General features: G+C 40.8%; 22 protein-coding genes. 9 read left to right on the top strand and 13 right to left on the bottom strand.

What is annotated here, in order from left to right; translation table 11 throughout:
- Positions 1–63 precede the first annotated feature (63 nt).
- Together C5749_RS15240 and C5749_RS15235 are read right to left on the bottom strand one after the other, a co-directional pair.
- Positions 64–819 carry an ABC transporter ATP-binding protein gene (locus C5749_RS15240; protein ID WP_105727105.1) on the bottom strand — a complete coding sequence of 252 codons (756 nt, stop codon included), beginning with the start codon at positions 817–819 and terminating at the stop codon, positions 64–66.
- Positions 820–858: 39 nt separating this feature from the next.
- On the bottom strand, positions 859–1,593 hold the full coding sequence (locus C5749_RS15235; protein WP_105727104.1) for an MlaE family ABC transporter permease: 735 nt from the start codon (positions 1,591–1,593) through the stop codon (positions 859–861).
- 167 nt (positions 1,594–1,760) lie between these two features.
- Between C5749_RS15235 and C5749_RS15230 the strand changes: the two genes are divergently transcribed.
- Positions 1,761–2,687, top strand: coding sequence for a LiaI-LiaF-like domain-containing protein (locus C5749_RS15230; protein ID WP_105727103.1), 927 nt, complete (start codon positions 1,761–1,763; stop codon positions 2,685–2,687).
- Positions 2,688–2,816: 129 nt separating this feature from the next.
- Positions 2,817–4,829 (top strand): (E)-4-hydroxy-3-methylbut-2-enyl-diphosphate synthase, encoded by a 2,013-nt coding sequence (ispG, locus tag C5749_RS15225; protein ID WP_105727102.1) that lies wholly within the window; start codon positions 2,817–2,819, stop codon positions 4,827–4,829.
- A 13-nt stretch (positions 4,830–4,842) separates the two neighbouring features.
- Here the strand turns inward: ispG and C5749_RS15220 are convergent, their stop codons facing one another.
- Positions 4,843–5,262 carry a T9SS type A sorting domain-containing protein gene (locus C5749_RS15220; protein WP_105727101.1) on the bottom strand — a complete coding sequence of 140 codons (420 nt, stop codon included), beginning with the start codon at positions 5,260–5,262 and terminating at the stop codon, positions 4,843–4,845.
- Between the two features lie 229 nt (positions 5,263–5,491).
- On the opposite strand from C5749_RS15220, the gene era reads away from it, so the two are divergent.
- The gene (gene era / locus C5749_RS15215) at positions 5,492–6,370 is read left to right on the top strand and encodes a GTPase Era (protein ID WP_105727100.1); all 879 of its coding nucleotides are present in this window, start codon (positions 5,492–5,494) and stop codon (positions 6,368–6,370) included.
- Between the two features lie 21 nt (positions 6,371–6,391).
- On the opposite strand, the gene uvrC is transcribed toward era, so the two are convergent.
- From uvrC to ispF, 3 genes are all read right to left on the bottom strand, one after another.
- Positions 6,392–8,188, bottom strand: coding sequence for an excinuclease ABC subunit UvrC (gene uvrC, locus C5749_RS15210; RefSeq protein ID WP_105727099.1), 1,797 nt, complete (start codon positions 8,186–8,188; stop codon positions 6,392–6,394).
- An 80-nt stretch (positions 8,189–8,268) separates the two neighbouring features.
- Complete coding sequence (locus tag C5749_RS15205; protein ID WP_105727098.1) at positions 8,269–10,515, bottom strand: penicillin-binding protein 1A; 2,247 nt, start codon at positions 10,513–10,515, stop codon at positions 8,269–8,271.
- 144 nt (positions 10,516–10,659) lie between these two features.
- On the bottom strand, positions 10,660–11,139 hold the full coding sequence (gene ispF / locus C5749_RS15200) for a 2-C-methyl-D-erythritol 2,4-cyclodiphosphate synthase (RefSeq protein ID WP_105727288.1): 480 nt from the start codon (positions 11,137–11,139) through the stop codon (positions 10,660–10,662).
- Between the two features lie 152 nt (positions 11,140–11,291).
- Between ispF and C5749_RS15195 the strand changes: the two genes are divergently transcribed.
- The gene (locus C5749_RS15195; RefSeq protein WP_245893805.1) at positions 11,292–11,861 is read left to right on the top strand and encodes an RNA polymerase sigma factor; all 570 of its coding nucleotides are present in this window, start codon (positions 11,292–11,294) and stop codon (positions 11,859–11,861) included.
- A gap of 16 nt (positions 11,862–11,877) precedes the next feature.
- The gene (locus C5749_RS15190; protein ID WP_105727097.1) at positions 11,878–12,978 is read left to right on the top strand and encodes a S1C family serine protease; all 1,101 of its coding nucleotides are present in this window, start codon (positions 11,878–11,880) and stop codon (positions 12,976–12,978) included.
- A 38-nt stretch (positions 12,979–13,016) separates the two neighbouring features.
- Here the strand turns inward: C5749_RS15190 and C5749_RS15185 are convergent, their stop codons facing one another.
- The 4 genes from C5749_RS15185 to proB all read right to left on the bottom strand — a co-directional run bounded on the left by C5749_RS15185 (position 13,017) and on the right by proB (position 16,605).
- The gene (locus C5749_RS15185; protein ID WP_105727096.1) at positions 13,017–13,652 is read right to left on the bottom strand and encodes a peroxiredoxin; all 636 of its coding nucleotides are present in this window, start codon (positions 13,650–13,652) and stop codon (positions 13,017–13,019) included.
- A gap of 84 nt (positions 13,653–13,736) precedes the next feature.
- A complete protein-coding gene (locus tag C5749_RS15180; protein ID WP_105727095.1) occupies positions 13,737–14,141 on the bottom strand; it encodes a hypothetical protein in 405 nt (134 codons plus the stop codon).
- A 59-nt stretch (positions 14,142–14,200) separates the two neighbouring features.
- Complete coding sequence (locus C5749_RS15175) at positions 14,201–15,454, bottom strand: glutamate-5-semialdehyde dehydrogenase (RefSeq protein WP_105727094.1); 1,254 nt, start codon at positions 15,452–15,454, stop codon at positions 14,201–14,203.
- Positions 15,455–15,570: 116 nt separating this feature from the next.
- On the bottom strand, positions 15,571–16,605 hold the full coding sequence (gene proB, locus C5749_RS15170) for a glutamate 5-kinase (RefSeq protein WP_105727093.1): 1,035 nt from the start codon (positions 16,603–16,605) through the stop codon (positions 15,571–15,573).
- A gap of 174 nt (positions 16,606–16,779) precedes the next feature.
- Here proB and C5749_RS15165 point away from each other — a divergent pair, with 174 nt between their 5' ends.
- Entirely contained in the window at positions 16,780–17,208 is a 429-nt protein-coding gene (locus tag C5749_RS15165) for a hypothetical protein (protein ID WP_146113770.1), read from the top strand.
- 12 nt (positions 17,209–17,220) lie between these two features.
- Here C5749_RS15165 and uvrB read toward each other — a convergent pair whose 3' ends face one another.
- Complete coding sequence (gene uvrB / locus C5749_RS15160) at positions 17,221–19,263, bottom strand: excinuclease ABC subunit UvrB (protein ID WP_105727091.1); 2,043 nt, start codon at positions 19,261–19,263, stop codon at positions 17,221–17,223.
- Between the two features lie 81 nt (positions 19,264–19,344).
- Between uvrB and upp the strand changes: the two genes are divergently transcribed.
- The 3 genes from upp (at position 19,345) to C5749_RS15145 (ending at position 21,321) form a co-directional block, all read left to right on the top strand.
- Positions 19,345–19,989, top strand: coding sequence for a uracil phosphoribosyltransferase (upp, locus tag C5749_RS15155; RefSeq protein WP_105727090.1), 645 nt, complete (start codon positions 19,345–19,347; stop codon positions 19,987–19,989).
- 183 nt (positions 19,990–20,172) lie between these two features.
- The gene (locus C5749_RS15150; RefSeq protein ID WP_105727089.1) at positions 20,173–20,646 is read left to right on the top strand and encodes a ribonuclease H-like YkuK family protein; all 474 of its coding nucleotides are present in this window, start codon (positions 20,173–20,175) and stop codon (positions 20,644–20,646) included.
- Between the two features lie 153 nt (positions 20,647–20,799).
- Positions 20,800–21,321 carry an AAA family ATPase gene (locus C5749_RS15145; protein WP_105727088.1) on the top strand — a complete coding sequence of 174 codons (522 nt, stop codon included), beginning with the start codon at positions 20,800–20,802 and terminating at the stop codon, positions 21,319–21,321.
- Positions 21,322–21,334: 13 nt separating this feature from the next.
- Here C5749_RS15145 and C5749_RS15140 read toward each other — a convergent pair whose 3' ends face one another.
- A complete protein-coding gene (locus tag C5749_RS15140; protein ID WP_105727087.1) occupies positions 21,335–21,718 on the bottom strand; it encodes a hypothetical protein in 384 nt (127 codons plus the stop codon).
- Positions 21,719–21,866: 148 nt separating this feature from the next.
- The gene (ahcY, locus tag C5749_RS15135) at positions 21,867–23,183 is read right to left on the bottom strand and encodes an adenosylhomocysteinase (RefSeq protein WP_105727086.1); all 1,317 of its coding nucleotides are present in this window, start codon (positions 23,181–23,183) and stop codon (positions 21,867–21,869) included.
- Positions 23,184–23,321 lie beyond the last annotated feature (138 nt).

Here is a 23,321-nt window from a genome sequence, read left to right as displayed (position 1 = left end):
TAACTATTAGATGTCAGACATTAAAAACGACACAAAGATAAAGATTAGATATGAGATGTTGTACTACTTAATAGAATCCCTTGCTGCTTTCATCAACGGGCTTGCAAAGACAAAATCATTCAGCTCCTGTACATCCGAACGTAGCATCTCCTCATTAGATCCTTCCCAGAACTTTTGTCCTTGATATAAAAACAGAATATAGTCGCCTATTCCCATCACGGAGTTCATGTCATGTGTTACCACTAATGTCGTACACTGATATTCTTCTGTTAGCTCTTGAATCAACTCATCAATCAATATGGAGGTCGCTGGATCAAGGCCAGAGTTAGGTTCGTCACAAAATAAATATTTAGGACTCATGCTAATTGCTCTCGCAATGCCCACCCGCTTTTTCATTCCCCCCGAAAGTTCGGATGGATATAATTTATTGACATCCTTCAAGTTGACACGATCAAGGCAAAAATTGGCCCGTTCTATTTTCTCTGCTTGACTCATATCGGTAAACATATTCAACGTAAAAATAATATTCTGTTCGACCGTCATAGAATCGAACAACGCAGAGTTCTGAAACAACATGCCGAGATTCCGTCGGATGGGTATGCGTTCTTCAAAATCCATTTCAGTAAATTCCTGTTGATCGAAAAACACCTTGCCTTGGTCGGGATCATGGAGCCCGACAATACATTTCAGCAAGGTACTTTTACCAGAACCCGACCCTCCAATAATTAAGTTCACTTTACCGGGTTCGAAAATGGCATCAATTCCTTTCAATACTTCATTGTTACCGAATGATTTGTATATATTTTGAATCTCAATCATAAATTTTATTGTTGCACAGCGTTTTTTGAGTACCTCGGGTTATAGCATCAACGCAGTAATAATGTAATCACAAACCAAAATTGCAATACAACCAATCACTACAGCTTTTGTTCCAGCCTGTCCTACTTCCAATGCACCACCTCTAACATAAAAACCTTTATACGCAGGAACGGACGTGATAATAAATCCATAAATGATGGCTTTAACTATAGCTACTGTTACGGTGAAACCATTAAAACCTTCTTGTATACCTTGTATATAGTCCGATGGAGCCACAGCCCCCGATAAACTGCCCCCTATTAGTCCACCGGTAATAGCACAGAAAATAGCAATGATGACCAACACAGGAACCATGATAACACCAGCGATAATCTTCGGTAAAATCAAAAAGCCGGGCGCATTTATTCCCATAATCTCCAAGGCATCTATTTGTTCTGTTACGCGCATAGAGCCTATTTGTGACGAAATAGCAGACCCAACTTTTCCCATCAATACCAGTCCCGAAATGGTGGGACCTAGTTCTAAAATATTGGAATCACGGTTGATCTGCCCGATAACCGTGGTCGGAATTAGATCAGACACCAGCTGAAAGGCGATTTGTAATGTCATAACCGCACCAATAAACGTAGAAATAATCAAAACTAAGCTCAAGGAACCTATGCCTATTTCGTTCATCTCGTGAAAAATCTCTTTTAAATATATCTTCCATTTTTCAGGTTTTTTAAAGACCTTTCTCAACAACAGGATATAGGAGCCAAAATGATGAAATACCATAGAATAATCGACCTTTCGTTAAATACTATTGCAATATACACATTTGCGTGGAAGAAATTTTACCGATAGAACGGTTTATTTCACCGAGCCTATTAACAACATAACCTAAAAGTAGTTTAGTAAAAAAATCGTAACTTGTAGTTTTGAGCTGTTATATTTACAGAAGTATGGAAAATAAGATCACATCCGGCATTTGGTTTGTCTTTATAGGAATGGTTCTGCTATTGCACAACCTAGACGTTATACATTTTAATTTTTGGGCTACAATTAAATATTGGCCTTTACTCATCATTATTGTTGGAATCAATTTAATCGCTCAAAATAAGACATTTGGAAACTACATTAAAATCGGTTGTAATGTGCTGTTTTTAGGATGGATTTTCTATGTGGGCTTGACTGCTCCTAAAACAGATTGGTCAGAACAGCTTTTTAATGGAAAAAACATCAGTATGGACAACATCAATGACGATGAGCCATTATTGAACGCTGTGCATGCACCCCTTGATCCAACAGTGAAAGAATCTACCTTGGAATTTAACGGCGGAGCTGGAAAATTTGAACTGCAGGTAGAAGAAGGTTCCAATCTGGTTTCTGCCAGAGCAAAGACGGACGACATGGGCTTGAACATCAAGACAACGCAGGAAGCGGATAAACAGACCGTTGTTATCAATGCAAAACCTGGCACGTCCAAGAATAAAACAAATACTGTCCTGATTGGGTTGAACCCCCAAGTTGATTGGCATTTAATTTTAAATTATGGTGCAGCAAATTTTAAAGGTGACCTATCCTCCTTGCGGTTCAAAACATTGGAGGTAAATACAGGGGCCAGTACCATGGATCTCACGTTAGGAGAGCCAACAATTGGCATATCTAAAATTGATGTGGCTACCGGGGCATCAAAAATCTATTTTCGTGTCCCAAAAGACGCAGCGATTAAAGTAGAATATACGTCTATTTTATCCAAAAACTCTTTTGAAGGTTTTGAAACGAACGAAAGCGGCATCGCAAAAACGGCGAATTATGAGAACGCAGAAAACAAATTTGATATCCAGTTAGAAGGAGCCGCCAATAATTTCACCTTAACTCGATATTAGTCAATTGTCCGAACTATAATTATTCATTATTATTTGTTTTTAATGGCATTCAGGAGCTCACTACGTTCGGTTTTTTGTTCTTTTTTGAGGGAAAAAAGAACTTAAAAACAATTACCTTTGTACCTACGCATGGACGCAAAAAACGAAATCACATTACCGGGTGGATATTGTAATTCCCGAACAACTTATAGTCGGTTTTTGACACGAGAAGTAAGCGTGGGCGATATTCCAATGGGAGGAAACCATCCTATTCGCATCCAAAGTATGACGACGGTCGATACCATGAATACATCGGGTTCTGTAGAACAGACTATCCGCATGGTAGATGCCGGTTGTGAATATGTACGCATTACAGCACCGAGCATCAAAGAGGCTGAAAACCTGGCCAATATTAAAAAAGAGCTGAAAATGCGGGGCTATCATGTCCCATTGGTGGCGGATATTCATTTTACACCAAATGCAGCAGAAGTAGCCGCGCGTATCGTGGAGAAAGTGCGTATCAACCCCGGCAACTATGCCGACAAAAAGAAATTTGACCAATTAGCATATACTGATACGGCCTATCAAGATGAGCTGGAACGTATCTATACAAAGTTTGCACCTTTGGTTAAAATATGTCAAGAGTACGGTACTGCGCTGCGCATTGGCACTAACCATGGCTCGCTTTCTGACCGTATTATGAGTAGATACGGCGATACCCCCGAGGGTATGGTAGAATCTGCACTGGAATTTATACGTATTTGCGAAGATTTACGATATTATAACCTCGTCGTATCCATGAAATCCTCCAATCCGCAGGTAATGGTACGCGCCTATCGCTTATTGGTCGAAAAAATGGTCGCGGAAAACATGAACTACCCGCTTCACTTGGGTGTTACGGAAGCTGGAGACGGTGAAGATGGGCGGATAAAATCTGCTGTAGGCATTGGAACATTATTGGAAGACGGGCTGGGTGACACGATTCGGGTTTCGTTAACAGAAGAACCAGAAAACGAGGTGCCTGTTGCCCGTGCTTTAGCTAATCGGTATACGAAGCGCAAACAAAGTCAGCCTTATTCTTCCATACGCGAAATTGTTAATTTAGCGGGCCATACAAACGTCAGTCCTTATGAGGCAATGGAAGTCAACGCATTTATTGGAGGTTCGTTGGTTCCACGTGTGGTGGTGGATATTTCATGCGAGAATTTAAAAGACCCGTTCATCTTGACAGCTGTTGGATATCGATACGACGCACTCAACGATAAATACCACATGGGTGATCAATCGGTAGATTTTGTTTACCTCGGCTCCCAACTACCATCGTTTACGCTTCCGGGAAACCTCAAAGTACTATATGATTATGAAATTTGGAAAAATTTAAAAGATAAAGCGAATAAACACCCTGTGTATTCATTGAAAAGCTATCAAGACGCCGCGGTGTTCGATTCTTCCTTAAATCTGATCACATTAACAAACGATGACTTAGACGGGACATATTTTGCAGATTTGCAAATAGACAACACAGTTGTCTTTATTTTAGAAACTAATCAGCCTCATGGAATGGCAGACCAACGGCAGTTCTTCAACAATCTGCAAGCCATCGGTCTCAACAATCCCGTTATTATCAAGCGTAGCTACCCCGCTGAGGAATTTTCAGGGCCTGTTGGGGATATTATGGATCCCGAAGAACCAATCTCTAAGATTCAGCTATATACTGCTACGGATATGGGGGCTTTATTAGTTGACGGGTTGGGGTCGGGAATCTGGATAGATTCACCCGCTACTCCTTCGGATAAGCTCGCTTCACTATCCTTCGGAATTTTGCAAGCAACTCGTTCTCGGATTTCGAAAACAGAATATATATCTTGTCCTAGTTGTGGGCGGACACTCTTCGATTTACAGGAAACAACACAAATGATTAGAAGCCGCACCAACCATTTAAAAGGTCTGAAAATCGGCATTATGGGCTGTATTGTAAATGGGCCCGGCGAAATGGCAGACGCGGATTATGGCTATGTAGGGGCAGGACCTGATAAAATAACGCTCTATAGAGGCAAGGAGGTCGTGAAGAGAAATGTAAGCGCCGTCAACGCTTTAGATGAGTTGATAGAGATTATCAAAAACGACGGGTTATGGATAGATGAGGGTGAGTATGGTCTTTAACACTAAACGCTATCTATCTTACAGAAATACGTTTTACTACGGTTTCCGAGCCAGAAGTTACCCGCACAAAATAGAAGCCAGTGGTGAGCTTTCCATCCGAATCGAAAGACAAACTTTGCAGACCAGCGTCCAAACGACCGTTCATTAAGTTTAAAACCTCATTTCCTAAAGCGTCCATTACTTTGATGACAACCGTATTTTGTTCGCTGAGAGTAAAATTTAAGGTAATTTGTTCTGCAACAGGATTATAAAATACCTTCACATTCTTGATCAATTTTTCATTCTCTTGATCAGCGGCAAAATGAAAAACGTTGTAGGCGGCTGTATGTTTTTTACCAATGACAGAATGGACGTGCATAGTGTTACCTACGCTAAGCATCGCTATGCTTGCTAGCGTAAATAATAATGCTATTTTTTTCCTTAATCCTGTCATGTTAAATGTTCATCAGTAAGTAGTGTAAAGGTGATATATAACAAATATAATTTTTTTGACCTACAGTTCGATATTTTTTTTGTCTTTTTTTTACCCTTTAACAATTTTTAACAAGATTATACGTTGTCATCTCCCCCACGTTTATCGTTACAAATTTGTAGTTGCCAGAAAACAGTCTACAATGCTCATAAATTTTGTACCTTTACATTTCAAAATTAAATAACATTTCATGTCGCATAAAGCAGGATTCGTCAGTATTATCGGAAAACCCAATGCGGGAAAATCCACCTTAATGAACGCGTTGGTAGGTGAAAAAATGTCTATCATTACACCTAAAGCGCAAACGACGCGACACCGGATTATGGGGATTGTGAACGATGAAGATCACCAGATTATATTTTCGGATACGCCCGGGGTTATTAAGCCAAACTATTCCTTACAGGAATCCATGATGAATTCTGTTCAGGGCTCCTTGATCGATGCGGATGTGATTCTATTTGTGACGGATATTCATGAGAAGTTCGACGAGAGCGATGTAATCGAAAGGTTGCATAAAACAAATTCCCCTGTGGCTGTCCTTATCAACAAGATCGATAAGTCCTCAGAAGAAGAAGTGCGAAGCAAAATAACATTTTGGCAGGAGAAACTAAATCCTGACGCTGTTTTTGCGGTTTCTGCTTTGCTCAATCATGGCGTGGCAGGCATCATGGAATATATTAAAGAGAAACTGCCGATCCACCCACCCTATTACGAAAAGGATGAGCTAACGGATAAAAGCCTTCGTTTCTTCGTCTCTGAAATGATTCGCGAAAAAATTTTTAAGCTATACGATAAGGAAATCCCATACAGTACAGAAGTGATCGTGACGTCTTATAAAGAAGAAGAAAACATTACGCGAATTGCTGCAGAAATTATTGTAGAACGTGACTCCCAGAAAAATATTCTTATTGGAAAAGCCGGAGCAATGATTAAAAAAGTAGGTACGTACGCTCGGCAGGATATCGAAGCGTTTATCGATGGAAAAGTATTCTTAGAGCTTTTTGTCAAGGTAATTCCCGACTGGCGCCGCAAGAAAAACTATTTGAAAAAGTTTGGGTATGATGATTGATATGTTCTTTTTCCCGTAGGTTCAAACAAAGTATTCGCGGAGTGCTTTAATCTGCTTAGCATTAAGCACTTTATTCAATTCGTCATCAGATGCTCCTTTTACACGCTTGGCTGATTTGAAGGTCTTCAACAGCTTTTCTACGGAAGTCTTCCCTATTCCAGGGATTCGTTCCAGTTCGGAAACAAATGTTTTTCTACTGCGCTGATTACGGTGAAAAGTAATCCCAAAACGATGGGCCTCATCCCGTAAATGCTGAATGATTTTTAATGTCTCCGATTTCTTATCGAGATACAGCGGATATTGATCCCCGGGGTAATATATCTCTTCCAAACGTTTGGCAATACCGATGATGGTCACTTTATTCGCTATCCCTAACAGCTTCAAACTTTTCACAGCTGCCCCTAGCTGTCCTTTTCCGCCGTCAATCACAATCAACTGAGGGAGTTGCTGGTCTTCATCCAACAATCTTCTATAACGTCGAAAAACCGCTTCTTCCATCGTCGCAAAATCATTTGGCCCGACCACGGTCTTGACGTTGAAATGTCGATAGTCTTTTTTTGCAGGCTTCGCATCTTTGAAAACCACGACGGCTGATACAGGGAAACTCCCTTGTATATTGGAGTTATCAAAACATTCGATATGCCTCGGAAGCACATTCAATCGTAAATCCTTTTGCATCTGCTTTAGAATGCGTTCTGTTTTCACTTCTGGATTCAACTTCTCGTATTGTAACATACGCTCCTTTTTGAAATAAGCTACATTTTTACGAGACAATTCCAACAGATTTTTCTTTTCTCCCGCTTTGGGCACTGTAAATTTTAGAGCGGTATCTCCTTCGATATGTATATCAAAGGGTACGATGATTTCTTTGGACGTGCTTTTGAAACGCTCTCTAAACTCTGGAATTGCCAAAGTTAACAGTTCCTCCTCGGACTCGTCTAAACGTTTCTTCATCTCTAACGTTTGGGTTTGGATCACAACCCCATGTGCTACTTTCAAATAGTTTACGAAGGCATAATTATCCTCCGATGCGATATTAAATACGTCTACATTGGTTATCGACGAGCTGACAACGGTAGATCTACTTTGATAATTAGAAAGCTTTTCTAATTTCGTCTTGACCTTATGCGCAGCTTCAAAATCCAATGACGTCACCGCATCGTTTATCTGCATCTTCAAACGATTTGTAACGACAGTGATCTTGCCGTTTAAAATATTTTTAATATCAGCAAGATTCTGATCGTAATCTTCTTCAGATTGATATCCCTCACATGGGCCCTTGCAGTTGCCTATCTGATATTCTAGACAAATTTTGTATTTACCTCTTGCTATGTTTTCAGGAGACAAGTTCAGGTTACAGGTACGTAAAGGAAAAAGTTCACGAATCATATCCAAAATGATATGCATCATCCCAACAGAAGCGTACGGTCCATAATAACGTGATCCGTCTCGAATATACTTTCGTGTCCAAAAAACACGGGGAAAATGTTCGTTCTTAATAACAATCCATGGGTATGTTTTGTCATCCTTCAGCATCACGTTGTAACGAGGCTTATGCTTCTTAATAAGATTATTCTCCAGAAGCCATGCATCGATCTCGGTATCAACGATTGTAAATGCAATACGATTTATTTTCCGTACTAATACACGGGTTTTACTATTAAGTTGATGTTCGTTTATGAAATAAGAGCCTACTCGATTGCGTAAATCCTTAGCCTTTCCCACATAGATGAGTTCGTTATTTTTATCAAAATACTGGTAAACACCTGGTTTATGGGGTATTTTCTTTAACTCTTCTTTGTAATCGAATACACTCATAACATAAAAAATGCCGGACAACAAATTCCGTTAAAATCCGCTGTTCGGCGTTTATAAATCTTAACAAACCGCACGAAATATTAGAATCCCAATCGATCGTCATCTAAAACGTCCTCGTTGGATGGGACCCCATAGAACTCTCGGTATTGACTACAGTCAATTTCACGCGTCAATCCCCCCGGTGGAAGCGGGAAATCCTCTTGGGTGTAATGTAAATTCTTGTCTCCATAAACTTTCTTCATATACAACCCAAATATAGGAAGCGCAGCTTGTGCTCCTTGTCCAGATGCCATGCTATAAAAACGGATGCCACGATCTTCTGCACCAGTCCAAACGCCCGTCACCAGTTCTGGGGTTATACCGATAAACCAGGCATCGGAGTTATCATTTGTAGTGCCCGTTTTACCTCCGATTGGATTTTTGAACCCACCGAACTCTGCCCGTCTTAGACGAGAACCTGTACCGCCGTCAACAACACCTTTCAACATATCCACCATAATGTAGGCCGATTCGCTGTTCAAAGCCTTAACTACTGTTGGTGTTTTTTCATAGATAGGTGCACCATTTTGATCCTCCACACGTAAGATCATAGTAGGCTCGATCCACGTGCCGTGATTGACAAATGCAGCATAGGCACCTACCATATCATAGACAGATGCTTCATAAGCCCCTAATGCAATGGACGGATAATTCGGCACGTTAGAGGTAATGCCCATACGTTTAGTTAGTGAAGCAACCGTAGCCGGAGTCACTTCGTTTATAACATAGGCAGAAGCAAAATTCTGCGAATATTTTAACGCATTTTTTAAGGTTATCGGGTCGCCTCCTTGCACTGTTCCACGAGGTGTCCAGTTGCCATAGGTACGGGAATGGTTGGGCACCGGAAAACAAGGCGAGTATCCATTATCGATCGCAGCAGCATACGTAAATGGTTTCGCCGTTGAGCCTACTTGCCTTTGTGCTAGCTTTACATGATCAAATTTAAAATGTTCAAAACTGGTTCCCCCGACCCAAGCTTTGATGTGTCCTGTTTTCGGCTCCATGGACATTACGGCGTTCCGCAGAAAAAGCTTATTGTACCGGATGGAATCCATCGGAGCCATAACCGTATCTACATTTCCCTTGTAGGTAAACAAAGTCATCGGCACTTTCTTGTCGAACTCTTTTCGGATTTCTTCTTCCGACATACCTGCCTCCTTCAATACCCGATAACGATCAGAGCGACGCATACCCGATATTAACAACTGGGCATTGGCTCCTTTAAACGGATCGGAGTTACGGTATTGTCTGTCAAAATCCCGTTGTAATTTTTCCATCCACTCCCGTTGCGCTTCTTCTGCATATCGCTGCATGGTGTAATTGATCGGTGTATAAACTTTCAATCCATCACGGTCCAGGTCATAAGGCGTCCCATCTGGCTTAGTGATGGACAAACGTTTAAATTCCTTTTTTAATTCCTGTTTCAATACAGCGCGGAAATAAGGAGCCATACCCTCTCCATAATTAGCTATACGAAGTTTCAAATCCAACGGGTGTTCTTTGGCCTGTTGTCCTTCCTCCCTTGTCAGAAAATTCTGATCGATCATATTATTCAACACGGTATTCCGCCGTTTCATGGAATTCTCCGGGAATCGTACTGGCGAATAGATATAGGTTCCTTTCAACATTCCCACTAATGTAGCCGCTTGTTCAGGGGTCAGCTGATCAGGGGTCGTATCAAAGTACGTTCTAGCCGCCGATTTAATACCGAAGGTATTGTAAGCTCCAAAATCGACGGTATTGAAATACATCGTAATAATTTCTTCTTTGGTATAACTCCTTTCCAAACGAACAGCGGTAATCCACTCTTGGAATTTCTGCATAATGCGCTTGAAGGTATTACGCTCTCTCCGCTCAGAGAAAAGATTTAGCGCTAATTGTTGGGTAATCGTACTCCCCCCTTGTTTTCTATTTAGCAGTGTCGTGTAGATAGCTGAGGTTACTGTCCGGGAATAATCAATACCCGAATGGTCGTAAAAACGTTTGTCTTCTGTCGAGACCAAAGCATGGACCAAGTGAGGAGACAACTCGCTATATTTTACATTGGAGCGATTGTGTTTGTAATATCTACCCAATACCTGGAGATCATCCGTCAATATTTCAGAAGCCAAATTGCTCTTTGGGTTTTCCAGTTCCTCAAAGGATGGTAATTTCCCAAATACGCCCAAACGCACACTTACTAGGAAAAGTGCTCCAAGAACAACTATACTACACAATATCGTCCAAAAATTCCGGGTATATCGTTTGATATCTATGTCTGTCAATTTCTGCTTTGATTCTCTCTTCATTGCACCTATGATACGGTTTTAGTACAAAGTTAACATTCTCGCTTTAATATGTTTTAAAAAAGTTAGAACGACATTATATTAAACTTCGACATGTAGCCAAATTTATTTTATAACAAACGGGTTATATGACAGCAAGTCATACAGCTAAGATTTCTCAATAAGACAGACGGCGTAGGCGACAACGCCCTCTTGACGCCCTATAAAGCCCATCGTTTCATTGGTGGTGGCTTTGATAGATACGTCGTCCACATCAATCCCAGCGGCTTTAGCGATATGCTCTTTCATGGCTGGGATGTACGGTTTAATCTTCGGAGCTTCCAGACACAGCATACCATCAATATTACCTAAGGTATATCCTTTTTCTTTTAGGAGCTTTACGCATTCTTTCAACAAAAGGAGGCTACTTATCCCTTTCCATTTAGGGTCCGTGTTCGGAAAGTGAAAGCCGATATCCTCTAAGTTTGCTGCTCCAAGGATGGCGTCACAAATTGCATGTACTAAGACGTCCGCATCTGAATGCCCAAACGCACCTGCATGGTGTTCCAATTGCACGCCTCCGATTACAAATGGATGCCCTTCTTTCATTTGATGGACATCAAAACCAAAACCTACCTTTATCTTCATCATAATACGAAGTTAACCCTTTCTTTTCCCCGATGAAAAAAAAGAGCATACAAAAATTTATTTGCTACTTTTGATCTGTCATCTGCTTGACAAAAAACTTTAAAATTTATACGGTGCAATAGGTTACTATTTGATTAAAAAGGTATTAATAAGTGAGTAAGGAAAAAAGCGACATACAGATTGATTCCGAAATCGTTAACGGCATCAGGGAGGGAGATAACCTTGCTATCCAGCAATTATATCAAATGCATTTCCCGCCCATTGCCCATATGATCATAAACAATCGTGGCAGCAGAGAGGAAGCAAAGGATATTTTCCAAGAAACAGTGATGGTGCTTTATAACAAAATTGTTGATCATGATTTTGTTTTGAGCAGCAAATTACAAACATTCTTGTATGCGGTTGCAAAACGGCTGTGGCTGAAACACCTTACTCGTGGCGAAGCGAAATATCGTACAGATTCGATAGACGACTATGGAGAATCGCTAACGGCTGAAGAAGCGATCGATGATCATGAGATTAAAGAAGCCAATCTTGTCCAAATGGAAGATGCATTAAACGGGTTAGGAGAACCGTGTAAAACCATCTTATACGATTTTTATATACAGGGACAATCGATGGCAGCTATTTGTGAGAAGTTTGGTTACACGAACGCCGATAATGCGAAGACGCAAAAATATAAGTGTCTTCAACGTTTAAAAAAGATATTTTTCAAAAAGTAGTTACAATTAAATTGGCATGAAAGGCTTAAATCAACAGGAGTTTATAACGTGGGCGGACAAGTATCTTCGAGGGGAGCTTTCCCGCGAAGATCAATTGCTGTTTGAGACATATTGTGCGGAGAATCCTGGAAAGGCAGAACTTTTCGCACAACACAAAGCTTTTTTAACCACAATGGTGAAAGCGGAATCACGATCAAGTTTTAAGCGAAAATTACAGCGTGTTGCACAAGATTACCATGAGGCGCACGCCTCAAAACCGGCGGCTAAGGTTATCAATATATGGGATAGGTTAAAACTTAACGCTGCTGTTGCAGCTGCGATCGCCATTGTATCGGTATTCTCTACGTTGTGGTTGACGGGGTATTATAAGAACCTAAAGAAAACAACATCAGATTACAGTGCTCTACGAAGGGATATGAACACCGTAAAGCGTAATGTAAACGCACAGAATGCAGCTATTCGGAACATCCACAACAGCAAAGACGACGTTAAAGAAACGATGCATTACGGTGCGACAGGATTCATGATTACGAAAAATGGTTATGTGGTCACGAATTACCATGTTATCACCGGAGCTGACTCGGTACATTTACAAAATCATAAGGGGGAATCTTTTAAAGCAGATATTGTTTTTACAAATCCGGAAAAGGATCTGGCCATCTTGCATATAAACGACTCTACCTTTAAATTGACCAGAAGCATCCCCTATACTTTTAAAAGACAGGATGCGGATATCGGAGAAGACGTTTATACAATTGGTTTCCCTCGGGATGAAGCTGTATATGGACAAGGTTATCTGAGTTCTTCTACTGGATATGCCGGCGACACGCTTGCCTATCAAATATCAATCCCAGTAAACCCAGGTAACAGCGGAGGTCCGTTATTAGATAAAGAGGGGAATGTAATAGGGATTATCAGCGGTAAACAAAAGGGAATAGACGGTGCAGCTTTTGCAATCAAAACGAAGGCACTAATGGAAACACTGAACAGTATTCCAGCCGACTCTCTTAAAGGTAAAAACGTGGTTCTTAACAACAAAAACTTATTATACAATTTATCGCGAACCGATCAGATAAAAAAGCTACAGGATTACGTTTATATTGTAAAAGTTTACTAAAGAAAGAGGCAAATTTGATGATTTGCCTCTTTTCTTTTTTATTTATTCGGTTGTGGCGTAACACGCAAGTAAGGTTTCACTTCCGTGTAGCCTTTCGGAAATTTAGCCGGAATGTCCTCTGTTTTTATGGCAGGAACGACAATTACATCTTCGCCATCTTTCCAGTCAGCAGGTGTTGCTACAGAATACTCGTCTGTCAACTGAAGCGAGTCGATCACACGTAAAATCTCAAAGAAATTTCGACCTGTAGAAGCTGGGTAAGTCAATGTCAATTTGACTTTTTTATCTGGACCGATAACAAATACCGAGCGTACTGTTGCTGTAGCAGAAGCATTTGGATGAATCATATCATAAAGTTCCGCTACTGTACGGTCTTTATCCGCAATAATCGGGAAATCTACCTCGCAATTCTGCGTCTCGTTGATGTCTTTAATCCAGCCCAAGTGGTCTTCTACTGAATCGACACTCAATGCTAATACCTTTGTATTTCTCTTTTCAAACGCTGATTTCAACTGTGCAGTACGCCCGAGTTCAGTGGTACATACAGGTGTATAATCTGAAGGGTGTGAATACAAAACTGCCCAGCCTCCGTCGATATACTCGTAAAAATCAATTTTTCCTATAGATGTGTCCGCCTGGAAGTTAGGAGCAACATCGCCTAATCGTAAACTCATATCTTAAAATTTTAAGTTTTTTTAAAAATTCTTATTCTCTACAAATTTAGTAGATTATTTGAGTTTTCAAAATGGCATCGCATCTCATTTTTGTAATCTTTTGTCAATAAATGTCAAGTTCCCGTAATCTTCAAAAGAGAAGCTTCCCAATTTTTGCGATACATGCTCCAATAGAAATTTCGAATTACACAAGAGTTGCTGTTGCATCTCATCCTCGGGAGAAAGTAACGCGTCCCGCAAGAAGAGTAATGCTAATGGACGTATTTGTTCCGTCTCTAACTCCTGTTCCACATACATCAAAAGTTCGTTCTGGGAAAGTCCTACTAGCCAGTCTCTTTCCTTTCCAAAAAAATTACGGTAGCCTTCTTCGACAACTGCAGGCTCAATAGGCTCATCAAAAGCCTCGTATTTATCAATGAGCAGGCGTAAAAACTTGCCCATCTCATTAATCCAATTCAGAATCGTATCTTTCTCGTATCTAATACTCATTATATGTTTATCACCTGTTAAAGGCCCATAGCTTTCACAAGAATTTTAACGACAATCCACTATCTGACTTGTCCATCGCCGGTAACATACCATTTCTCTGTGACCAATTTCTCTAAAGCAAAGGGTCCTCTCGCATGCAGTTTTTGGGTGGAGATACCGATTTCAGCCCCAAGCCCAAAAGCAGCGCCGTCCGTGAACCGTGTTGACGCATTCGTATAAACTGCAGCTGCATCCACGGTCTCCATATACGTGTTGACGCGTTCAGCGTCCGTTGAAACAATACATTCCGAATGCTTAGAAGAATGCTCAGCGATATGCTTTAAAGCCTCATCAAAACCTTCTACTACCCTGATCGAACATTGTAACGACAGAAATTCTCGTCCAAAGTCCTCGTCGCTGGCTAATACTAACAACGGATAACCAAGTTCTTGTAAAATAGAAAAAGCCGTTTCGTCTGCGTAGATTTTTACACTACTCTCTTTAAAATAGGGCGCAACCTTACCGAGTAGGTCTTGCGCTACTTCCCTGTCGACCAAAACAGTATCCAAAGCATTACACACGGATGGTCGTTGTATTTTAGCATTCGCTATAATTTTTGCTGCTTTTTCCAAATCACCTGATCGCTCTACATACGTGTGACATACGCCCGCCCCCGTTTCAATAACTGGGACTTTGGCCTGCTGACGAACTAGATCGATAAGCGCTTGCGATCCCCTTGGGATAATAATATCCACATATTGGGTTGCAGAAAGCAATTCACTTACAAAAGCTCTGTCCGTCGGCAATAGCTGAACGATATGTATATCTAAATTATGTTTACGTAGCTCTTCCTGTATAATCTCCACCAATACACTGTTCGTATACCAAGCATCTGATCCGCCTCGTAATACACAGACATTTCCTGAACGTATACATAACGCCGCAACGTCCACCGTTACGTTAGGTCTCGATTCATAAATCACTCCCACTACTCCGAGAGGAACGGTTTTCTTCTCGACCAGCAATCCATTTTCCAGTTCCTTACGAGAAATCGATAATCCTGTCGGGTCTGGAAGGTTCGCGATATCAATGAGGCTAGCTGATAACCCCAAAATCCGATCTTTATCCAACAATAATCTATCGTATCGTGGGTCTGCTTTATCCATACGCTCCAAGTCCTTCTTATTCTCACCAATGATATCCTCTACATGTGCTTCAAGCGAATTAGCAATAGCTTTTAACAGCTGTTGTTTAGCATCATTGGACAAGCGTTTCGCTGCTATGGTAGCTTCATGAGCAGCTTTTAATTCTTCTACTATACTTTCCTTCTTCATCTAAAAATCCCTTTCCTTTTATTATGTATGTTACAAAAATAAGTAGAGACGCATATATTGCGTCTTTACAATTTATTTATTACCCATTGGACAACAACAAAGGTTGCTCCCACGAATTACAAAAGCACTATATCATCAGCATGCGCTATCGCTACGTTCTTTTTCTTACGGATCGATTCCGCATCCAAAATATCAATTTTTGATTTTGCGACAGCAAATACTTCCCCTTCTTCATTGGCTATTTGGAATACCTCCCCCGTTTCCACGGCTTGATTGATGGTTACTATCCCTACAGCCAAAAGGCTTTTACGATTTAGAATAGCGTTCGCCGCTCCTTCATCGACGCGCACCAGTGCCTTGATCAGACTACCGGTCGCTAGCCACTTGTTCCTCGAAGATACCTTTTTTTTCTGAGGTAAACAAACTGTTCCTGTCTCACCCTTCACTGCTTTTAAGATTCCATCTACCGTTTGCATACTGAAAATAACGGTTTGTATACCCATTTGATTTGCCAGTCTGGCGAAATTGAGTTTAGAGCTCATCCCCCCTAAACCGACAGCCGATTTTTCTTTTTTTACAAAAGAAAACACCTCTTTATCGATCATCGAGATTTGTGAAATTACCTTTCCTTTACTATCCAGAACCCCTGGAACGGACGTACTGAATAAAAGTTGTTCTGCGCCAAATCCAACAGCTATCAACGTTGCTAGTTCATCATTGTCCGAAAATTTAAGCTCTTTATTGCTCACAACATCGTTTTCATTGGCAATAGGAATGATGTTATTCTTCCACAGTTCTTGATAAGTATCCTTTAGCTGAAGAAACTGGGCCCTATTCGCAAAATGTTGCCGTTCACATAGACTTTGCGCCAACGCTATGTTGAACGGCTTGAAATACGTGCTATATGTACGAACAAGTAGCGGATTCCCGATAGCTGCTGCGGCCTTTCGCGCAGATAAGCTTCCATCATAATTTTTTAGGTATTTCTTCCCAGCGGCGACGGCACCGGACGACACCAGAACGACGTTATATTTCGATTGCAGTTGAGCGGTTTGTCGGGCAATTTCCAGCACAATGCGCTCATCAACATCGCCATCTTTGGTTGTAATAGCAGCAGAACCGAATTTTATGACCAATACGGGCTTTTTCATTTATTTTGGCATTAAAAAAACAACACACTTGTTTAAAGAATGTAAATGTAGTAAGCTTTTTCATTCGAACAAATGTTTTTTTAATGGCGATGAAACTTGCATGAACAGTATATTGATTTATTTAATTAAACTTTGGTATGGTTTATGAACGCCTACTTTATAAAAAGAGATAAGATGAAGTACATAGCACTCATATTCGTTTCATTTATGCTTTTTTCTTGTCAAGGTTCTGCTCGGAAGGAAGCATCTAATGATAGCTCTTCCTCCCTTCCTCCGATCGGCGGAGCGAAAGATAAGTACGGCTGTCTCATTGCCGCGGGCTACACGTGGTCAAAAATCAAAGATGAATGTATTCGTCCTTGGGAAGGTACAATTACCATGAATATCACAGACACGTCAACCAACTTTGAAACCGCAGCTTTCGTTTTGATGGATTTAACCAAGCAGAAAGCAGAGCTTTTCATACAGGAAGAAGATGATAGCGTATTATTGGATAGCGTCACTCCCCACTTGTATGCTAACGAGCATTACAAGCTGATCGAAGAAAATCACTGCTGGTCGTTGATTCATCAAGAGGAAACTCTCTATGAAGAGAAGAAGTAGTATAAAAAGCTTTTACTTTTTCCCTTCTCCGAAACGATCCTCATATAGCTTTTCCATGACGAACATCTCGTCACGCAGTTTTGCAGCTTCCAAAAAATCCATCTCTTTTGCCGCTTTTTCCATTTTTCTGCGTACGTTTTCAATAGCCTTTTTCATCTCCTTATCTCCTAAGTATTCCATGACCGGATCAGCGGCTATAAATGCCGTGGCATCGGGTTCTACATACGCTTTAGCTTCACCAGGTTTAAAGTCGGCTACCGATGTCTGTTCTAAAATTTCTTCACGCGTTTTACCCACCGTTCGCGGTACAATGCCATGTTTTTCGTTGTAAGCGATCTGCTTTTCCCTTCGTCGGTTTGTTTCATCGATAGTCACCCGCATACTGTCTGTCATTTGATCAGCGTACATAATAACACGTCCCTTATCATTACGGGCTGCGCGACCGATCGTTTGAATCAAGGAACGTTCTGATCGTAAAAACCCTTCTTTATCTGCGTCGAGGATAGCAACTAATGTTACTTCCGGCAAATCTAATCCTTCACGTAGAAGGTTCACACCGACCAGCACATCAAACTCACCTAACCGCAAACCACGCAGGATTTCTACACGCTCTAATGTCTTTATTTCCGAGTGAATATAACGTACTTTTATATTTAATCGGCTCATATACTTGGTCAGTTCTTCCGCCATGCGCTTGGTCAATGTCGTCGCCAACACACGTCCTCCCTCTTTTATCGTCTTGTCGACTTCCTCTAGGAAATCGTCAACTTGATTAATAGCTGGATGCACTTCAATAATCGGGTCCAACAAACCTGTTGGGCGAATAACCTGTTCGACAACTACGCCTTCCGTTTTCTGCAATTCATAATCACCAGGTGTTGCAGAAACGTAAACCGTCTGGTTGGTTAACGATTCGAACTCGGGGAAGTTAAGGGGTCGATTATCCAATGCAGCAGGTAATCGAAAACCGTGCTCGACTAATGAAATCTTGCGCGAACGGTCTCCACCATACATGGCGCGTAGTTGGGGTAAGGTAACATGGCTTTCATCAATGACTAAGAGATAGTCATCCGGAAAATAATCTAATAAACAGAATGGTCGCATACCTGCTTGGCGTCCGTCAAAAAAACGAGAATAGTTTTCAATTCCCGAACAATAACCAAGTTCTCGCATCATCTCCAAATCGTAATTGACACGTTCCTCCAAGCGCTTGGCTTCAAGCAGCTTGCCATCTTCCTCCAACTGCACCTTTCGCTGTTCCAGCTCCTCCTGTATGGCCCATATAGACTGCGTAAATTTCTCCTTAGGGGTTACAAACAAGGTTGCGGGAAACAGCGCTATATCTTCCATCTTGGAGATTGTCTGTCCCGAAATGGGGTCAATTTCACTAAGTTCGTCAATTTCGTCACCGAAGAACGAAATTCGGAAAGCGTTATCCAAATACGCTGGATATACATCCACGATATCTCCTTTTACTCGAAAGGTTCCGCGTTTAAAATCACTCGTTGTTCGGGCATAGAGTATTTCAACCAAGCGATGTAAAAAAGCGTTTCGACTGATGGTAATACCTACAGAAAAGCGAAAAATGGAACGCGAAAAATCTTCCGGGTTCCCCATACCGTAAATACAGGATACGGAAGACACGACAATTACATCTCGACGTCCCGACATTAGCGAAGAAGTCGTTGCCAAACGTAATTTTTCAATTTCCTCATTGATCGCTAAATCTTTTTCGATATAGGTATTGGAAGATGCTATAAATGCTTCTGGCTGATAATAATCGTAATAAGACACAAAATAATTGACCGCATTCTCCGGGAAAAATTGTTTGAATTCCCCGTAAAGTTGTGCCGCCAAAGTTTTATTATGACTGAGAATAAGCGTAGGCCGCTGTGTCTCCTGTATAACGTTCGCAATCGTAAATGTCTTCCCTGAACCTGTTACCCCTAATAACGTCTGGTACTGTTCCCCCTGTTCTATCCCCGTTATCAATTCTTTGATAGCGCGTGGTTGGTCTCCCGTAGGCCTATATTCTGATGTTAATTTGAATTTCATTAAGAATCTTCCATTGATGGAAATATAAAGTTAGGAAAAAGGCACTTAATTTGCTAAATTGCTGATATTAAATATATCGTTATGGTAACAATCCTGACCAAAGAAAATAGTATTGCCAATCACTATTTGGTGGAATTACGAGACGTCAACGTTCAGCAAGACCGTATGCGTTTTCGAAACAATCTAGAGCGCGTGGGAGAGATTATAGCCTATGAGATAAGCAAAACGTTAGATTACGAACCTATAAAAGTCCAAACACCTTTAGGAGAGGCCGCTCATCAAGTTTTGCAAGAACAGCCTGTGTTGGCAACAATCATACGAGCGGGCTTACCCTTTCATCAGGGAATGCTAAATATATTTGATCGTGCCGATAGCGCATTTTTTGCTGCGTATAGGCATACAAAAAAGAGTGGTGAAATGCAAGTGTATAAGAAATACGTCAACACACCTAATCTCGATGGCCGAATTCTCATCATCGCTGACCCTATGCTTGCTACAGGACGTAGTTTGGTGCTTTGCTGTAAAGATCTGCTTGCGGAATACGACATTAAGGAGCTTCATATCGCGGTCGTTATCGCGTCCGAAGAGGGGCTTCAGCATGTGCGCGCTTTTATTCCTGAAGCACACCTCTGGGTTGGCGATGTAGACAACGAAATGACATCCAAATCTTATATAGTTCCAGGGTTAGGTGATGCGGGGGATTTAGCTTACGGGAATAAAGAGTAATAAACGAACGTATCGGTGATAACGGAATGAAGGTAACTTCAGCGAGACGATTTGAGGTCCAAAACACCTAAAAAGCACCGCTGCTATCACTTCATAAATGCATAACTAATAACAAAAACATAAAACATAATTAACACATAATGATTATTTTAACATTAAATTTATTCAAAAATATCATCAACTATGGTCTGGCAAAAATACAATGGCGAAAAAATCCACACGCCCATCAACGATGCTGTTGAGGAAATCATCAAAAGGGAAGCTCACCTAGGTAACAGATTAAAAGTATACATAGGTACAGATTCGCAAGTAAAACGAGGTATAGTAGAATTTGCTACAGTCATTGTTTTCCTACGCGAACATAAAGGAGGCTTCATGTTCATCAATCGCGACAAAATTTTCCGCCGGATAGGCATTAAAGAGCGTATGCTTATCGAGGTCCAAAAATCTATTGATGTCGCGTACCAATTATGTCCACTTCTCGACCAGTACCATATCGACCTTGAAGTGCATGTCGATATCAACACCAATCCTAGTTTCGAATCCAACATTGCACTAAAAGAAGCAATGGGGTATATCATGGGCATGGGGTTTCAATTCCGAGCAAAACCTGAATCATTCGCGAGTACAAATTGTGCCAATAAAATGGTACAATAGTCAATTTTACAATCGAGTGATGTTCTTCAAGCAAGTTTTAGTATAATTGTGAAAACGATTATACATTGGTTGATATTCCATTAATGAAACCTGTATAAATTGCAATATGATTAGAAATTTATGCAAGCTTCATCGCCATTAAAAACAAATAGTATGATGAAAATCGCTGTCGTAGGTCCGGAATCGACCGGAAAATCGACGATGGCACAACATCTTGCACACGTGCTTGGAACTGTATGTGTACCCGAGTATGCTCGATACTATTGCAGAAAACTCAACAGAGAATATACTTTACAGGATGAAGTTAACATGTTCTACGGGCAGATTGCACTGGAAGATTCCTTAATTCCGCTAGCAAAAAACGATATATTGGTCTGCGATACCACGATGTTGACTGTAAAAATCTGGTCTGATCATCTTTTCCACAGCACACCTCAGGAAGTCACGGACGAAATCAAATCCAGAAAATACGATTTTTATTTACTTATGGATATTGATTTACCATGGGAAGATGACCCCTTACGAGATTTTCCGGAACAGCGGGAACATTTTATGCGTATCTGGAAAAAAGAATTGAAAGCACTGGACGCTTCCTATAAAATTATTTCAGGAGCGGGTGATGAACGATTAAAAAACGGTTTGAATGCCGTTGATTTATTTCTGAAAAATAACTAACGTAAAAATTCACCTAACGAAACACCGCATCATTTATTTTAAGATACTTCTTCACCCCTATAATGTCAAAATTTCTCCTCCGTTTCAGCAGACTTTGTAAGGCCTCGCCATCCAATACCAACCGCTTTTCATCAACAGTAATTTTACATTCCTTAAAATAATCAGGCCTTCCATTTCTTCTCGAAATAATACGTACAGTATAGTGCGCAGGAATAATTAAACGAATCTTATTATGTTCCACTAGTTGGTAAGGTAACTTCTGGTCTCTACTTCTGCTAGGAAGTTCGGCATATTTGTATTCATCATCTAAATCTGCCATGGCCACATATGTCAAATGCAGTTGAGAAGTATCGGCTATATCCTTGAACGTAGCTTCAAATACGAGATCCTTATCCATTTGGTTTACAAGTATAATCGGATACAAAAAAGAACAAGACTCTAAGCACAGTAGCATCATTATAGGAAGCGTAATTTTCCACATTCTCATGCCCTAAAGATAAAAAAACCTGTCGGATGTTCGACAGGTTTTTATTTCACGCTCTTTCTTAATAGCGATACGCTTCTGGTTTATATGGGCCCTCCACGGTTACTCCAATATAATCAGCCTGATCTTCCGTTAAGGTATCCAGTTCGACACCAATATGCGCCAAGTGCAAACGTGCCACTTTTTCATCTAAATGCTTAGGGAGCGTATACACTTTTTTCTCATATTGACCGTTGTTCGTCCACAGCTCAATCTGCGCCAATGTTTGGTTTGTGAATGAATTTGACATCACAAAAGACGGATGGCCGGTTGCACAGCCCAAATTCACCAAACGACCTTCTGCCAATAAGATAATGTCTTTCCCATCTACCGTATATTTATCTACTTGCGGTTTTATTTCCACCTTTGCATTGCCATAATTATTATTTAACCAAGCAACATCAATTTCATTATCGAAGTGTCCGATATTACACACAACGGTTTTGTCTTTCATTGCTTTAAAGTGCTCCGCACGGATAATATCTTTATTACCGGTCGTCGTAACGACAATATTGGCTTCTTTTACTGCATCTGCCATTTTCTTCACTTCAAAGCCTTCCATCGCGGCCTGCAATGCACAAATTGGATCGATTTCCGTCACGATAACACGTACACCTGCCGAGCGCAACGATTCTGCTGATCCTTTACCCACATCACCATAGCCTGCTACGACTGCAACTTTTCCGGCCAACATCAAGTCGGTTGCACGACGAATAGCATCCACCAATGATTCACGACAGCCGTATTTATTATCGAACTTAGATTTTGTTACGGAATCGTTTACATTAATCGCGGGTAAATGCAATGTACCTTTTTTATAACGCTCATAAAGACGGTGAACACCGGTAGTCGTCTCTTCCGACAGGCCTTTGATTCCGTCGATTAATTCGGGAAATTTATCGAATACCATATTCGTCAAATCTCCACCATCGTCCAAGATCATGTTCAAAGGCTTACGCTCTTCTCCGAAAAATAACGTTTGCTCGATACACCAATTAAACTCTTCTTCAGTTAACCCTTTCCATGCATACACCGGAATGCCTGCGGCAGCAATGGCAGCAGCTGCATGATCCTGCGTAGAAAAGATATTACAGGAGGACCAGCTCACCTCTGCACCCAATTCGACTAGCGTCTCTATTAATACGGCAGTTTGTATTGTCATATGTAAGCAACCCGCTATTCGGGCACCTTTCAGTGGCTTAGAAGCTCCGTATTCTTGGCGCAAACTCATTAATCCTGGCATCTCAGCTTCTGCCAATTCTATTTCTTTTCTTCCCCACTCCGCCAAAGAAATATCTTTTACTTTGTAAGGGACGTACGTTGTTTCAACTGTTGACATATATATTCTGATTTTTAATGCAAAAATAGCTGATAACCAACTTAAATCAAAAAGTTAAAGTTATTATTCCCTCGAATCTGACATTATCTTGAGGATAGCATCTTGATTGGCTACAGATAATCCATTATCTTTGTTACA

It is taken from the genome of Sphingobacterium gobiense (assembly GCF_002980575.1).
Taxonomy (GTDB): Bacteria; Bacteroidota; Bacteroidia; order Sphingobacteriales; family Sphingobacteriaceae; genus Sphingobacterium; species Sphingobacterium gobiense.
Note: the sequence above shows the minus strand (reverse complement) of the source record. Positions and strands in the feature narration are given on the sequence as shown.

Excerpts from the sequence above, each read along its gene's own strand:
- C5749_RS15240 (WP_105727105.1), bottom strand. The coding sequence starts at position 819 with ATGATTGAGATTCAAAATATATACAAATCATTCGGTAACAATGAAGTA.
- C5749_RS15235 (WP_105727104.1), bottom strand. The coding sequence starts at position 1,593 with ATGGTATTTCATCATTTTGGCTCCTATATCCTGTTGTTGAGAAAGGTC.
- C5749_RS15230 (WP_105727103.1), top strand. The coding sequence starts at position 1,761 with ATGGAAAATAAGATCACATCCGGCATTTGGTTTGTCTTTATAGGAATG.
- ispG (WP_105727102.1), top strand. The coding sequence starts at position 2,817 with ATGGACGCAAAAAACGAAATCACATTACCGGGTGGATATTGTAATTCC.
- C5749_RS15220 (WP_105727101.1), bottom strand. The coding sequence starts at position 5,262 with ATGACAGGATTAAGGAAAAAAATAGCATTATTATTTACGCTAGCAAGC.
- era (WP_105727100.1), top strand. The coding sequence starts at position 5,492 with ATGTCGCATAAAGCAGGATTCGTCAGTATTATCGGAAAACCCAATGCG.
- uvrC (WP_105727099.1), bottom strand. The coding sequence starts at position 8,188 with ATGAGTGTATTCGATTACAAAGAAGAGTTAAAGAAAATACCCCATAAA.
- C5749_RS15205 (WP_105727098.1), bottom strand. The coding sequence starts at position 10,515 with ATGAAGAGAGAATCAAAGCAGAAATTGACAGACATAGATATCAAACGA.
- ispF (WP_105727288.1), bottom strand. The coding sequence starts at position 11,139 with ATGAAGATAAAGGTAGGTTTTGGTTTTGATGTCCATCAAATGAAAGAA.
- C5749_RS15190 (WP_105727097.1), top strand. The coding sequence starts at position 11,878 with ATGAAAGGCTTAAATCAACAGGAGTTTATAACGTGGGCGGACAAGTAT.
- C5749_RS15185 (WP_105727096.1), bottom strand. The coding sequence starts at position 13,652 with ATGAGTTTACGATTAGGCGATGTTGCTCCTAACTTCCAGGCGGACACA.
- C5749_RS15180 (WP_105727095.1), bottom strand. The coding sequence starts at position 14,141 with ATGAGTATTAGATACGAGAAAGATACGATTCTGAATTGGATTAATGAG.
- C5749_RS15175 (WP_105727094.1), bottom strand. The coding sequence starts at position 15,454 with ATGAAGAAGGAAAGTATAGTAGAAGAATTAAAAGCTGCTCATGAAGCT.
- proB (WP_105727093.1), bottom strand. The coding sequence starts at position 16,605 with ATGAAAAAGCCCGTATTGGTCATAAAATTCGGTTCTGCTGCTATTACA.
- C5749_RS15165 (WP_146113770.1), top strand. The coding sequence starts at position 16,780 with ATGAAGTACATAGCACTCATATTCGTTTCATTTATGCTTTTTTCTTGT.
- uvrB (WP_105727091.1), bottom strand. The coding sequence starts at position 19,263 with ATGAAATTCAAATTAACATCAGAATATAGGCCTACGGGAGACCAACCA.
- upp (WP_105727090.1), top strand. The coding sequence starts at position 19,345 with ATGGTAACAATCCTGACCAAAGAAAATAGTATTGCCAATCACTATTTG.
- C5749_RS15150 (WP_105727089.1), top strand. The coding sequence starts at position 20,173 with ATGGTCTGGCAAAAATACAATGGCGAAAAAATCCACACGCCCATCAAC.
- C5749_RS15145 (WP_105727088.1), top strand. The coding sequence starts at position 20,800 with ATGATGAAAATCGCTGTCGTAGGTCCGGAATCGACCGGAAAATCGACG.
- C5749_RS15140 (WP_105727087.1), bottom strand. The coding sequence starts at position 21,718 with ATGGATAAGGATCTCGTATTTGAAGCTACGTTCAAGGATATAGCCGAT.
- ahcY (WP_105727086.1), bottom strand. The coding sequence starts at position 23,183 with ATGTCAACAGTTGAAACAACGTACGTCCCTTACAAAGTAAAAGATATT.